Consider the following 14196-nt stretch of genomic DNA (forward strand, 5'->3'; position numbering starts at 1 on the left):
GACCGGGCGGTGGCCCAGATGTCTGGATATCGCCAGGGATTGACGTGAAAGAGGCGACCCGTACAGGCCGGCGGTCGGGAAGATTGTGGGCTCCGGTCGGCTGACGTCCCGTAGAGGCCGCCCGTCCACAGGCAGGGGGGCGCGTGGAGATACCTGATCGGGACCTGGAACGGGAACGGGTCTCGGACAACAGGCCTTATTTCTTTCTGAGTTACGCCCACACACCGCCCTGGGGGCCGGGCGGCGGCGACCCCGATCACTGGGTGCAGGTGCTCTTCACGGATCTCTGCGACCACATCATGGCGCTCACGGACCTGCCGGCCGGTGCGCCCGCCGGATTCATGGACCGGGAGATGCGCTCGGGGGACGGCTGGCCGGAAAAACTCAGTGAGAATCTCGCCAACTGCCGGGTGTTCGTACCGCTGTTCTCGCCGCGCTACTTCACGAGCGAGAGTTGCGGACGGGAATGGTTCGCGTTCAACGAGCGTATTCTGCGGGCGCGGGCCACCGGTTCCGGTGCCTCACCCACCATCGTGCCCGCGCTGTGGACGTATATCGATTACGCCCAACTCCCGGATTCCGTACGGCATATCCATGTGGACCACGCCCAGTTCGGTGACCGGTACGCGGCCAACGGGATCTACGGGCTCATCAAGCTCAACCGGCTGCGCGACGAGTACGAGGAGACCGTGCTGGGGCTGGCCCAGCGGATCGTGCGGGTCGCCCACGAGTCACCGCTGCCGTCCAGCAGGCCCCGCCCCTACGAGCGGACGCCGAGCGCGTTCAAACCGCGCGGCGAGGGGCCCCGGCACATCCATCTGACCGTGGCGGCGCCCACCCGGCACAGCATCCCCGAGCACCGTGACACCCGCCCGTACGGCGAGGACGCCCAGGACTGGAACCCGTACCACTCGGAGTCGACCCGGCCGCTGCCCGCGCTCGCCGAGGAGCTGATCCGCTCACTCGACTACCGGATCACGGTGTCGTCCTTCGACGACGAGGACCCCGGCGAGGACCTGGTGACGGACGACTCCGACAAGACGGCGCCGAGCCACCCCGGGATCCTGCTCATCGACCGCTGGGCGCTCAGCGACGAGGAACGGCGGCGCAGGCTCAAGGCGTTCGACGCGAACGCCCGCCCCTGGGTCAGCGCGATCGTGCCCTGGAACCGGGCCGACATCCAGTGCCACGGCGAGGAGGGCCGGCAGCTCGCGGAGGAGCTGGAGCGGACGCTGCCGGTGATCCTGGACCGGGGCCGGCGCACCGACTCCCGGGTCGCCGTCAACGGCGTACCGACACTCAAGTCCTTCACCGACGTGCTGCCGGCCGTCGTCGCGCACGCGACCCGGCAGTACCTCAAGCACGCCGAGGCCCATCCGCCCCCGGGCCCGCCGCTCCGCAGGCCCCGGCTGACGGGCCCCACCCACCCGCCGCAGTTCGACAGCGGATCCGATCACGGAGGAGAAGCATGACGGCCGTGCAGGACGGACGCATCATCACCTTCTACTCGTACAAGGGGGGCACGGGCCGCACGATGGCCCTGGCCAACACCGCCTGGATCCTGGCCGCCAACGGCAAGCGCGTCCTGACCGTCGACTGGGACCTGGAGGCTCCGGGGCTGCACCGCTTCTTCCACCCCTTCCTCCCCGACGCGCTCGCGGCGACCACCGGCGTCATCGACATCATCAGCGAGTACGCCTGGGCCGCGACCACCCGGACCCAGCGCACCGGCCCCTGGCACCTGGACTACGCGCACGTGGAACAGCACGCCGTCTCGCTGACCCCCGAGCGGCTCGGGCTGCGCTTCCCGGACGGCGGCTCGCTCGACTTCCTCTCCGCCGGACGCCAGGACCGCTCGTACTCCGCGACGGTGTCGTCCTTCGAGTGGGACAACTTCTACGAACGCCTGGGCGGCGGACTGTTCTTCGACGCCCTGCGCGACGACATGAAGGCGTCGTACGACTATGTCCTGATCGACTCGCGCACCGGCCTTTCCGACAGCGCCGACATCTGCACCATCCAGATGCCGGACGTGCTCGTGGACTGCTTCACGCTCAGCGACCAGTCGCTGGACGGCGCGGCGGCCGTGGCCCGCAGCGTCGAGGCCGGATACGGCAAGCGGAAGATCAGGGTGCTGCCCGTGCCGATGCGCATCGACGAGGGCGAGAAGGAGAAGGTCGACGCCGGACGGGCGCTCGCCCGGCTGAAGTTCGACGGGCTGCCCAAGGGACTCGGCGGCGAGGAGCTCGGCTCCGAGGACCTGACCGCGTACTGGGGGAACGTCGAGATCCCCTACCGCCCGTACTACGCGTACGAGGAGACGCTCGCCACCGTCGGCGACGAGAGCGGGCTCGCCAACTCGCTGCTGTCCGCCTTCGAACGGCTCACCGCCGTCATCTCGGACGGCGAGGTCACCTCGCTGCCGCCGGTACCGGAGCCGGTGCGGCTGCGCTGCCGTGACGCCTTCCTGCGGAGGCGGCCGCTGACGACCGCGACCGATGTCGTCATCGCGTACGCGGCGGAGAACCGCATGTGGGCCGACTGGGTCGAGTCGCTCCTCGTGCGCGCCGGCTGCCATGTCACCCCCCATGACATCGCCGCCGGGCCCGTCGAGCACCTGGACCCCGCCACGCGCACCCTCGTGCTGCTGTCGAACGCCTTCAGGAAGTCCCGGTACGCCGACACCGTCTGGCGGGCGCTCATAGAGTCCGGCACGGGCGCCCCCGGGGTCCCGGGAGCCCTGCTGGTCCCGCTGCGGGTCGACGAGATCCGGCTGCCCGAGAGCTACCTCGACCACAACCCGGTCGACCTGCACCGGCTCGACGAGACCCAGTGCGTCAGCGCGCTGCTGGGCGCCCTGGAACTGCCGGGCCTGCTCACCGACGACGGCGAGTCGGGACCCCGCTTCCCCGGCATCGCCCCGGCGATCTGGAACGCCCCTCAGCGCAACAACACCTTCACCGGCCGCAACGCCATCCTGGACCGGGTCCGCGACCAGATCGGCGGCGGCATGTCCATCGTGCTGCCGCAGCCGCAGGCGCTGTTCGGACTCGGCGGCGTCGGCAAGACGCAGGTGGCGCTGGAGTACGTGCACCGGTTCATGGCCGACTACGACCTGGTGTGGTGGATCTCCGCCGAGGACACCGGCAACGTCGTCGCCTCGCTCGCCGACCTCGGGGCCCGTATCGGCGCGCCGAGCCGCGACGACATCAACCTGGCCGGCCAGGAAGCCGTCCAGATGCTGGCGCGCGGGGCACCCACCAAGCGCTGGATCCTGGTCTTCGACAACGCCGACGACCCGTCCGAGCTCACCCGCTACTTCCCCAAGGGTGGCGGCGGCCACATCCTCGTCACCTCGCGCAACCAGGCCTGGGCGCAGCAGGGCGTGTCCCTGCCCATCGACGTGTTCCTGCGCGAGGAGAGCGTGGAGCACCTCACCGGGCGCGCCTCGGGGCTCAGTGCCGAGGAGGCCGACCAGGTGGCGAGCGCGGTCGGCGATCTGCCGCTCGCGGTGGAGCAGGCGGGGGCCTGGCTGGCCGAGACGGCGACGCCCATCAAGGACTATCTGCGGCAGCTCGCCGAGCAGACCACCGAGGTACTGGACCTCAACCAGCCCCCGGACTACCCCAAGACGGTGGCCGCGACCTGGAACATCTCCATAGCGCGCCTGAAGGAACGTTCCCCTGCCTCCGTACGACTGCTGCAGCTCTGCGCGTTCCTGGCCGCCGAGCCGATCTCCTCCGACCTGCTCTACAGCAAGGAGATGATCGACGCCCTCAGGCCGTACGACGCCGCCCTCCAGGAGAGTCTGCTGCTGGGCCGGGTGATCCGCGAGATCGGCCGGTTCGCGCTCGCCAAGGTCGACCAGGTCAGCAACAGCATCCAGGTCCACCGTCTGGTGCAGGCCGTGATCCGCTCACAGCTGACCGAGGAGGAACAGCGGGAGGCCCGGCACGTGGTGCACACGGTGCTCGCGGGCTGCCGGCCGGACGGCGACGAGCCCATCGACGACCCGGAGAACTGGCCGCGGTTCGGCGTCATCTGGCCGCACCTGACGGCCTCCGACGCCCGCAACTGCACGGATGCCGGCACCCGCCGTCTCCTCATCGACCGCGTCCGCTACTTCTGGAAGCGCGGCGACTTCCCCAACGCCCAGCAGCGCGCCGAGACCCTCCTCGCGGACTGGAAGCCGATCCTCGGCGAGGACGACGTGCAGTACCTGTACCTACGCTCCCAACTCGGCAACATCCTGCGCTCGCAGGGCCTTTACGTCGAGTCCCGCGAGATCAACACCGAACTGCTGGAGCGCCAGCAGCGGGTGCTCGGACGCTCGCACCCGCACACGTACGTCACCATGTCCAGTCTCGCCAGCGACCTGGCGGCACTCGGCGTGTACGGGTCGGCGGTGGAGTTCGCCCGCGAGGCGCACGAGGGTTTCCGCCAGATCTTCCACGAGTCGCATCGCAGGACGCTGAGCGCGGCCAACAACCTCGCCCTCGCGCTGCGCATGGTGGGCCGCTACGGCGAGGCACGGGTCCTCGACCAGGAGACCTTCGACCGGCGTACGGAGGTCCTGGGCAGCGACCATCCGTACACCCTGTCCTCGGCGGGGCACCTGGGCCGCGACCTGCGGGAGGTCGGCCGCTACACGGAGTCCGTGTCACTCCTGTCCCGCGCGTACGAGTCCCACAAGCGCATCCTCGGCAAGGAGTTCCCCGGCACGCTGAGCTGCGCCAAGTCCCTCGCGGTGTCGCTGCGCAGGGCGGGCCAGTTCGAGGACGCCCGCCGGCTCACGACGGCGACCCGCGCGCAGTACCGGGCGCAGTACGACGCGCACACGCCCGACTCCCTGGCCTGCGACCTGAACATGGCCGCCGACCTGTTCGCCGCCGATGAGCGGGAGGCCGCTCGCGAGGTGGCCAAGGAGGCGCTGGCCGAGTACATGAAGGTCCCAGGCGAGGCGCACCCGTACACCCAGGCCGCGCTCAACAATCTCGGGATCTTCCACTGGGGCTGCGGAGACGCGGAGGAGGCCGAGGCGGTCTTCCGTCAGGTGCTGCGCCGTATGGGCGAGGTACTCGGCGAGCAGCACCCGCACACGCTGTTCACGGGCATCAACTACGCCAACGTACTCGCCGACCAGGGGCGCTTCGAGGAGGCCCGGGAGCTGGAGAGGAAGGCGGTGGACACCCTCGGTACCGTGCTCGGGCAGCATCACCCCGAGACCCTGGCCATCGTCACCAACTCCGCCCTGACACTCTCCGCGCTGGGCCGCAAGGACGAGGCGCGCCGTCTGGGCGAGGAGGCCCTCGGTGAACTGCGCACGCTCCTGGGCGACGAGAACGGGATGACAAGGATCGCGACCGCCGGACGGCGCATCTACCGGGACCTGGAGCCGCTGGCGGTGTGACGACTGACCCTCGGCCCTGTGCCGGGCTTCCGGTGTGACGACTGACCCTCGGCCCCGTGCCGGGCTTCCGGTGTGACGACTGACCCTCGGCCCGGTCCCGGGCCTCCGGTGTGACGACTGACCCTCGGCCCCGTCCCGGGCCTCCGGTGTGACGACTGACCCTCGGCCCCGTCCCGGGCCTCCGGTGAGGGCCGCGCTCAGTCGGGTGTGTCCGCGAGCAGCCAGCGAAACACCTTCGGCAGGGCCCGCAGCGCGGCGAAGTGGGCGCCGGTCGGTTCGAAAACCGCCGTCGCCCGGGGAATCCGCGCGGCCAGCCAGGACCCGTGGGACGCCGGTGAGAAGACGTCCTTCGCCCCGTGCCACAGCATCACCGGCACCTGGATGTCCGCCGGATCGAACCCCCAGTCCCCGGTCAGCGCGAGCACGTCGTCGATCCACCCGTACGGCGACTGCCGCAACGCCTCGAGGTAGTTGCGCAACAGCATCGACCGGATGGTGTTGTCCGAGACGATCCGCCGGTCGTCGTCGGTGAGCTCCTGCCGCAGCTCCTCCAGCAGCCACGCGGGATCGCTCCGGATCGCGGCGGACCGCGGAATCAGCCGGGCCACAAAGCGCTCGGGGTCGGTGAACGCGGTCTTGAACTCGTTGACGTTCGACGGCGCCATCCCGGCGAACCAGTCGAGCCCCTCGGCGTCCCGCGGCGCGAGTCCGACCAGCGCGGCGGCCCGGGTCACCCGCTCCGGCATCAGAGCGGCGCAGGCCAACGCGTGCGGAGCGCCCCCGGAGCGGCCGGCCACCGCGAACCGGTCGAGGCCGAGCGCGTCGGCGACGGTGGCCACGTCCTGGGCGACATCGACGACGCGACGCCCCGGCTTGCGGTCGGAGCCGCCGTACCCCGGGCGGTCGTAGCTGATCAGTCGCGTACCGCACTGGTAGAGGAACATGGTCCGCGGCCGGGGCCCGACCCGGCTGCCGGGCATGCCGTGCAGCAGGAACACCGGGCGCCCGCGCGGGTCGCCCGAGATCTCGACCCGCAGAAGCCGGCCGTCCGGCGTCCGCACATGGTCATGCACCGCGCTCCCCCCTCCCTCGGTCCGGACGGACCGGGACAAACGCTGCCCGAACCCTGCCCACGCGCCTTCGCCACGAAACGATTCCGCAAGTCAACAGAGCCTCATATCAAGGCACTTGGGCCCCTCCGGCAACCACCGCACCGCCGAACCTCCCCAGACGGTCCCGCCCGCCGCACAGCCTGCACCCTTCGCCCGCGCGAAAGCCGGGCCCGGCGCTGTTCTACTCTGGCGCGCATGAACGCACCGGGGGACATCGTCGACGGACGGTTCGAGCTGATCGAGCGGCTCGGCAGCGGAGGAATGGGCACGGTGTGGCGCGCCCGCGACACCGTGCTGCACCGCGATGTCGCCCTCAAGGCCGTACGGCCGGACGCGGCGGCGTCCGAGGCGGTACGGGAGCGGGTGCTGCGCGAGGCCAGGGCACTGGCCCGGCTCAGCCACCCGCATGTGGTCACGGTTCACCACATAGTGGACGTGGCACCCCACCCGTGGATCGTGATGGAGCTGGTGCCCGGCGTCTCGCTCCAGGACAGACTCGACAAAGGCCCCCTGACGCCCGTGGAGGCGGCCCGCCTCGGCCGCCAGGTGCTCTCCGCCCTGCACGCCGCGCACACCGCCGGCATCCAGCACCGCGACGTCAAACCCCCCAACATCCTGCTGCGCCCCGACGGCACCGCGGTCCTCACCGACTTCGGCATCGCGGCCCTGCACGACGCGACCGCCCTGACGGTCACCGGCGAACTGATCGGCTCGCCCGAGTACATGGCCCCGGAGCGGATCCGCGGCCAGGACGACAATCCGGCCTCCGACCTCTGGTCCCTGGGACTCGTCCTGTACGTCTGCGCCGAGGGCGTCAGCCCGCTGCGCCGCGCGACCTCACTCGCCACCCTGGCCGCGGTCATCGACGACGCGGTGCCGCCCCCGCTCCGTTCCGGACCGCTCGCTCCCGTCCTGGAGGCGCTGCTCGTACGGGATCCGGCGGCCCGCCCCGACGCGGCCCGGCTGGACGCGATGCTCACCGAGGTCGAGTCGGGCACAGGCGCGCAGTGGGCGCACCGGACGCCGACGACCGTCCTCCCCAGGCCGCCCGTCGGCCGCACACCCACCCAGCTCGACAACCCGCGGCCGCCGGACACCTCGACCCCGGGCCGGGCCGACGGAGGTGTTCAGAACCCCCGACCGCGGAACCGTACGAGGATCGCCGTCGCCGTGACCGCCGTGCTGGCCGTCGCCGCGGCGGGCGCGCTGTTCGTGAGCCTGCGCGACGACGCGGGCGATACCAAGGACGTGAGCGAGGGCGGCAGTTCGGGCTCCCCGGCGGGCGGGACATCCGCGCCGCCCACCCCCACCCCGTCGGCCACGTCGGCCACGTCGGCCACGTCGAGCGAACCCGCATCGGGCCGCTGGATCGCCCAGCTCTTCTCCGAACCCGTCAGCTCCGGAACCGCCGCCCGGGACACACGCCTCGCCGAGGTCAGGAAGTCCGTACCCGAGGCGGTCTACCTGCGCAGCGACGACTACGCCTCGCTGGGCGCCGGCTACTGGGTGATCTACGCGCCGGGCCCCTTCACCGACGGCGGCGCCGCCCTGTCGTACTGCGGCGAGCACGGCCTGACCGCCGCGAACACCTGCATCGGCCGCTACCTGAGCACGAGTTCGGAGGACTACGACCTCCAGTGCCACCCACCGGCCGGCGCACCGACGGGCCGCTGCACCCGCTCCTAGAGCAGCGGGCAGACGGAGTGGAGGGTGGACCTGTCACCACCCGGAAGAGGGCGGCCGCCACCACTGACCGGACCGCGCCCGCCGCCTAATTTCAAGGCATGGACACCTCACGACGTCAGTTCCTCGCCCGTACGACCGTCGGCGCCGCGGTGATCGCCGGCGGCTCCTTCGCCGCCGGACCGGCCGCCGCGCTGATCAGCCGCCCCGCCGGGACCACCACCCGGACCACCGCCCTCACCAACGTCACCGTGATCGATGTCGCGACCGGCCGCCGGAACGGGCAGCAGACGGTGCTGATCGGCGACGACCGGATCGTCGCCGTCGGCCGGAACCTGCCGGTCCCCCGCGGCACGACCACGATCGACCTGACCGGCAGGTTCGTCATCCCGGGCCTGGCCGACATGCACGTGCACGCCCTCTCCACCGACGAGGTCGACCCGCCACTGCACCTGGCCAACGGCGTCACCACCGTCCGGATCATGTCCGGCGACCCGCAGACCTACGACTGGCGTGACCGGATCGACGCCGGGACCCTGCTCGGCCCGCGGATGGTGGTCGCCAGTCAGATCATCGACGGCGACCCGACCCTGTGGGACCCGGACCTGATGTCCGTCCTGGTGGTACGGGACGAGGCCACCGCGCGGGCCGCCGTACGGCAGGTCAAGGCCGAGGGCGCCGACTTCGTGAAGGTCTACTCACGCCTGAGCCCCACGGCGTACCGGGCGATCCTCGACGAGGCGCGGCGGCAGGGGGTGACCGTCGCCGGGCACGCGCCCGACCAGGTTTCGATCCCGGCCGTCGCCGACGCCGGGCAGCGCAGCATCGAGCACCTCCATGCCGTCGCGCTGTCGGTGTCCGGCCAGGAGGCGGAGGTACGCCGTCAGTTGCGGGCCATCAGCCTGCGGACGGGCGACTACAACGGCTGGTTCCGGCAGCTCCACCCGATCGAATGGCTCACGGCCAACACCTTCAGCAGCGAGCGCGCGGCCGATGTCCTGGGCCGGCTGCGGCACCGGAACACCCGGGTCACCCCCACCCTGGCGATGCACCGCGTGCTGGACATGCCCGATCACACCGCGCCGGATCCGGCGACGCTGAAGTACCTCAGTGAGGACACGCTCGGCGTCTTCGAGTACGTACTGGAGAACCTCTACAAGGCCAACCGCCCCGCCGAGGAGATCGCCCGCCAGCGGCAGATGTGGGACTACCGGCAGCGTTTCGTCCGCGAACTGCTCGCCCATGACGTGCCGATCCTGGCCGGAACCGACACCGGTACGCCGTACTCGGTGCCGGGGTTCGCGCTGCACGACGAGCTGGAACTGCTCGTCGGAGCCGGCGCGACGCCCCAGCAGGCCCTGCGGGCGGCGACCGTGGAACCCGCCCGCTTCTTCGGCCTCGGCGAGGTCCTTGGCTCGGTCGAACCGGGCAGGATCGCCGATCTGGTGGTCCTGGACGCCGACCCGCTGGACGACATCCGCAACACCCGCCGGATCCATTCGGTCGTCACCCGCGGCCGGCTGATCTCCCCGCAGGCGCGGCGGCGGATGCTGGCCGATGTCGAGGCAGCCGTCAAGAAGCCTGCCTCGGGGGCGGCGATCACTTCCGGCGGATGCTGCGGAATGGGAGTTTGAGGAGCGTCCACGATGGCGATCACCTGCCGGTGACCGTCTATCTCTCCGACCTGTGCGTCCTTTCCGCTTTCTCCGCCCTCTCCGCCCTCTCCCTCCCCTTCAGAAAGCCGGTGCCATGGCCGTCGAAGTCACCGCTCTACGAGACCACTTCCCGTCCCTCACCCACGGTCTGGCCCACTTCGACGGCCCGGGCGGAACGCAGACGCCCCGCCCCGTCGCCGATGCCATCGTCGCTACGCTGACCGGCCCGCTGTCCAACCGGGGAAGCAGCACACTGTCCGAACTCAACGCGGAGAAGGCGGTCACGGACTTCCGCGCCGCCTACGCCGACCTGCTCAACGTGTCCGCGAGCGGCATCGTCCACGGCCGCAGCGCCACCCAGCTCACCTACGACTTCTCCCGCCACCTCGCCAAGAGCTGGCAGCCGGGCGACGAGATCGTCCTCAGCCGCCTCGATCACGACTCCAACGTCCGTCCCTGGATCCAGGCGGCCCGGCGCGCCGGGGTGACGGTCCGCTGGATCGAGATCGACAGCGAGACATCGGAGCTGGACCTCCGTTCGTTCGAGCGGGCACTCTCCTCGCGGACGCGGCTGGTCGCGGTCACGGCCGCGTCGAACGTGCTCGGCACCAGGCCGCCCGTCCGTCACCTCGCGGACCAGGCGCACAGCGTCGGCGCCCTGGTGTACGTGGACGGAGTGCACTACGCCGCGCACTCCCTGGTCGACGTGCCCGCGCTGGGGGCGGACCTGTTCGTCTGCTCGCCGTACAAGTTCCTCGGACCGCACTGCGGTGTCCTCGCCGGAGCACCCGAGCTGCTCGAGTCCCTCGATCCGGACAAGCTGCTGCCGTCTCCCGACACCGTTCCGGAGCGCTTCGAACTCGGAACGCTGCCCTACGAGATGCTGGCCGGCGCCACCGCCGCGGTGGACTTCCTCGCCGGGATCGACCCCGGGGAAGCCTCCTCACGGAGGGAGCGGCTCACACACTCCCTGCACTCCGTTCATGACCACGAGAGCGCGTTGCGCGGCAGGCTGGAGGAGGGGCTGCGCGCGCTGGGCGACACCGTCACCGTCCACTCGAAGGCGAACGACCGTACCCCGACCCTGCTGTTGACCTTCGACGGCCGTGACGCGCGCGAGGCGCAGGCGCATCTGGCCGCCCAGAAGGTCGTCGCCCCCGCCGGGTCGTTCTACGCCCACGAGGCCTTCGCCGCACTGAAGTTGGACGACCCCGCCCTTCGGGTCGGACTGGCGCCCTACAACAACACCGACGACGTGGACAGGCTCCTCGAAGGCCTGGCCACGTTCCTCTGACGGCCGACGCGCCGCTCGTGTACGTCCTGCCGGGACCGATCGCCCGCTCAGTGGAGCGGTTTGAAGTAGTGGGCCAGGGTCCAGGCTCCGACGCGCGTGCCGGCTTTGCTGCCGGCCACGTCGGCGGTGCGGAAGTGGATGCCCTCCCAGACCCGTGCGTCGACGACGTCGCGGTTGTACTGGTCGGCGGACGCGTACTGCCTGGTGGTGCCGGTGACGGCGGAACTCATCCGCAGATCGATCCGGCCGCCGGTCAGACCGCTGAGGACCTTCATGACAGCGCCGTCAATGGTGGTGTGGCCGCTGATGTGGTCGGGGTAGGGAGGGGTGTCGGTCAGCGGCAGCCAGGACGGATCGGCCGTGGTCGCGGGGTTGCCGTCGGTGTCCGCGAGCTGGATCGCGGTGATCGGCCGCCAGAAGGCGTACTCCAGCTTGGAGTCCCATGCGGTGACGGCCGCGTCCGCTGCCGCTGTGTTCCCCGCGGCGAACAGCCGGGCCGAGTCGGCGATGTCCAGCTGATGCCGGGTGGCGAAGTCACGGAAGGCGCCCTGGAACTGCACCGTCAGGTTGTCGGAGAAGAACAGGGCGGTCTCCGTCTGCTCTGCGGTGCGGGACGAGCCGGCCTTCGCCCCGAGCAGCTTCACCTCCGCGAAGTCCGCCGCGTACCGCCGCGAGGTCAGCGCGGGCGGCGGACCGGGGCGGAACTGGTCCGGCGCGTCGAGTACCAACGGCCGCAGCCTGGCCAGCCAGGTGCCGAAGAAGGGGGCGTTCGCCGGCGCGGTGGGCCGCCAGACACCGGGTGCGGGCTCCCTGCCGTACGGCACAGCGGCGCCCCGGCCGTCGTTCTCACGCAGCTTGATGATGTGGTCGGCGGCGCGCTTCCCGAAGACCACGCCCTGCTCCTCGGACCTGCCGTCGGGGATCGTCGCCAGCGAGGCGGTGAGGGCGGCGTCGAGCCGGGCCTGCGAGGCAGGGAAGTACGTCGACAGGACGCGGTGGGCAGCGGCCGCGGCGGCTGCCTCGGACGAGGCGGTACGCGGGCCGCGCGCGTGCCACTTGTACGGGGTGTAGCGGCCCTCGATGCCGACCACCGCGTTGTACATGGCGGCCGAGGCGAAGCCCTGCCAGATGAACGGTTCCACCGACGGGCGTTTGGCGTCGCCGTTGATCGTGGCCACCGCCGTGGCGTTCCAGTCGGTGATGACCTGGGGGTTCGCGGTGCGTACAGCGTTGCTTGCGGCGGAGGTGGTCGCGGTCGCGGCCAATGGTGTGGTGCCGAGCGCGAGGACGGTCAGGCCGGTGAGGACGGTCCGTCGGACGGTCCGGGGTGAGCGCGCTAAGGCCGGCTGATCTTTTGTCATGGAGTGCCCCCTTAAGCGGTGGAGTTGAGGGCCAGCATGGCCCGCGCCCTCAACTCCCGCGAGCCTTCCGCCGGTTGTTCCGCCCGCTGAACGCGGGGGCCAACACGCTCGCAACTCCGGCCGGTTGCCGCCGGCTGCGAGCTCGACGGGGTCGCGGGTGGCCACATGGCAGGTTGGCGGCACGGCCGGATACGGACATCACTGAGTCCGGTGGCACCCAGCGGTCCACGAGCTCCGCCGACACCGGCCGACTCGTGCACGACGGCCCGCCGGACGCTCCCGTCCGACGGCCGTCGTGCATGAGTACGCGTACGTCCGGACACATCACGCCTTCGCGCCACGCGCCTTGAGCATGTCGGCCATGAGCTGGATCTCGGCCTCCTGACCCGCCACCATGCTCCGGGCCAGCCGCCGCACCTCCTCGGTCTTCGCCATCTCGACCGCTGCCTCGGACATCGCGATGCCGCCCTTGTGGTGCGCGGTGAGCAGCTGAAGGTAAAGGATCTCCGCGGCCTTGCCCTTGGCCCCGCGCAGTTGGTCCAGCTGCCGGTTGGTGGCCATGCCGGGCATCAGGGAGCCGTCGTGCGCCTCGTAGTCCATGCCCTTCATTCCGTCCATGCCCTCCATGCCGCTCATGTCCTGGTCCATCCAGGCCATGTACGGCTGCTGCGACGACTTCGGCAGTCCCCACACGTCCAGCCAGCCGAGCAGCATCCCGCGCTGGTTGGCCTGGGTGTTGATGACGTCGTACGCGAGCCGTCGCACCTCCTCGTCATCGGTGCGGTCGCGCACGATGAACGACAGCTCCACCGCCTGCTGGTGATGCACCGCCATGTCCCGTGCGAAGCCCGCGTCCACCGAGTCCTTGCGTGGTACGGCCGCGGCGCTGCTCGACGGCCACATGAGCGCCGCGAACACCGTGACGGCCGCGAGCACCGCGGCGAGCGACCCGCCGATCAGCAGCCTCGACAGCCTCCTGACGCGCCGGGCACCCGTGTCCTCCGCCGGCTCCCGCGTCTCCTCGTCACTCACGAGGACTTACCCCCCGTGCAGGCGGCACCCGGCTCCGGGCTCTGCGGGCCCTGTACGTACTTCTCGAGGAACTCGGCGACCCGCGCGTCGGACTCCTTCGTCACGTTCAGCTGGTGGCCCCAGGCCGTCAGCGAGATCGGCGAGGACTGCGTCTTGTACGGGCTCATCAGGGTGTACGGCGTCTTGGCCACGGTGGCGGCGAGCGCCTCGACGTCGGCGTCGGCGGCCTTGTCGTTGTAGGTGACCCAGACCGCGCCGTGCTCCAGGGAGTGCACGGCGTTCTCGTCGCGCAGTTCGCCGGTGTAGACGTCGCCGTTGCAGTTCTGCCAGACGGGGTCGTGGTCGCCGCCGGCGGGCGGTGTCATGGGGTAGGTCACGTCCTTGTCGACGTGGTTCTGGGTCAGTTTCGACCAGGTCTTCTCGCCGGATACGGGCGCGGCCTGCGCCTGCTCTTTCTCGTTGGCGGTATCGACCAGGTACCAGCCACCGCCCACCACGCCGACGAGGATGGCGGTGGACACGGCGATGGTGATGATCCGGCTGCGGCGCTCGCGGGCCTTTTCGGCGCGGCGCTGCTCTTCTATTCGGGCGCGGCGGACCGCGGCCTTGTTCTTGGTCTTGGAGTTGGCGGAGCCCATGGTGAAGTCCT

General features: G+C 70.8%; 9 protein-coding genes. 5 read left to right on the forward strand and 4 right to left on the reverse strand.

Annotation, left to right across the window (positions count from 1 at the left end; translation table 11 throughout):
• The first annotated feature begins 143 nt into the window (after window positions 1–143).
• Together ACFVKT_RS24445 and fxsT are read left to right on the forward strand one after the other, a co-directional pair.
• Entirely contained in the window at window positions 144–1472 is a 1329-nt protein-coding gene (locus tag ACFVKT_RS24445; protein WP_385734840.1) for a TIR-like protein FxsC, read from the forward strand.
• Window positions 1469–5410, forward strand: coding sequence for an FxSxx-COOH system tetratricopeptide repeat protein (gene fxsT / locus ACFVKT_RS24450; protein WP_385734842.1), 3942 nt, complete (start codon window positions 1469–1471; stop codon window positions 5408–5410). The genes ACFVKT_RS24445 and fxsT overlap by 4 nt, the downstream gene beginning before the upstream one ends.
• 197 nt (window positions 5411–5607) lie before the next feature.
• Here the strand turns inward: fxsT and ACFVKT_RS24455 are convergent, their stop codons facing one another.
• Entirely contained in the window at window positions 5608–6483 is an 876-nt protein-coding gene (locus tag ACFVKT_RS24455; protein WP_385734844.1) for an alpha/beta fold hydrolase, read from the reverse strand.
• A gap of 234 nt (window positions 6484–6717) precedes the next feature.
• Between ACFVKT_RS24455 and ACFVKT_RS24460 the strand changes: the two genes are divergently transcribed.
• From ACFVKT_RS24460 to ACFVKT_RS24470, 3 genes are all read left to right on the forward strand, one after another.
• A complete protein-coding gene (locus ACFVKT_RS24460; RefSeq protein WP_385734846.1) occupies window positions 6718–8208 on the forward strand; it encodes a serine/threonine-protein kinase in 1491 nt (496 codons plus the stop codon).
• Between the two features lie 98 nt (window positions 8209–8306).
• Entirely contained in the window at window positions 8307–9839 is a 1533-nt protein-coding gene (locus ACFVKT_RS24465; protein WP_385734848.1) for an amidohydrolase family protein, read from the forward strand.
• Window positions 9840–9954: 115 nt separating this feature from the next.
• Window positions 9955–11154, forward strand: coding sequence for a cysteine desulfurase-like protein (locus ACFVKT_RS24470; protein ID WP_385734850.1), 1200 nt, complete (start codon window positions 9955–9957; stop codon window positions 11152–11154).
• Between the two features lie 47 nt (window positions 11155–11201).
• On the opposite strand, the gene ACFVKT_RS24475 is transcribed toward ACFVKT_RS24470, so the two are convergent.
• The 3 genes from ACFVKT_RS24475 to ACFVKT_RS24485 form a co-directional block, all read right to left on the reverse strand.
• Window positions 11202–12515, reverse strand: coding sequence for a vanadium-dependent haloperoxidase (locus tag ACFVKT_RS24475; protein WP_385734852.1), 1314 nt, complete (start codon window positions 12513–12515; stop codon window positions 11202–11204).
• 324 nt (window positions 12516–12839) lie between these two features.
• Window positions 12840–13547: a DUF305 domain-containing protein gene (locus ACFVKT_RS24480; RefSeq protein ID WP_385734854.1), complete on the reverse strand. Its 708-nt coding sequence runs from the start codon at window positions 13545–13547 to the stop codon at window positions 12840–12842.
• Window positions 13544–14185, reverse strand: coding sequence for a DUF3105 domain-containing protein (locus ACFVKT_RS24485; RefSeq protein WP_385734856.1), 642 nt, complete (start codon window positions 14183–14185; stop codon window positions 13544–13546). Before ACFVKT_RS24485 ends, ACFVKT_RS24480 begins: the two co-directional genes overlap by 4 nt.
• Window positions 14186–14196: the final 11 nt, after the last annotated feature.

This window comes from Streptomyces sp. NPDC127595 (assembly GCF_042671685.1).
Classification (GTDB): Bacteria; Actinomycetota; Actinomycetes; order Streptomycetales; family Streptomycetaceae; genus Streptomyces.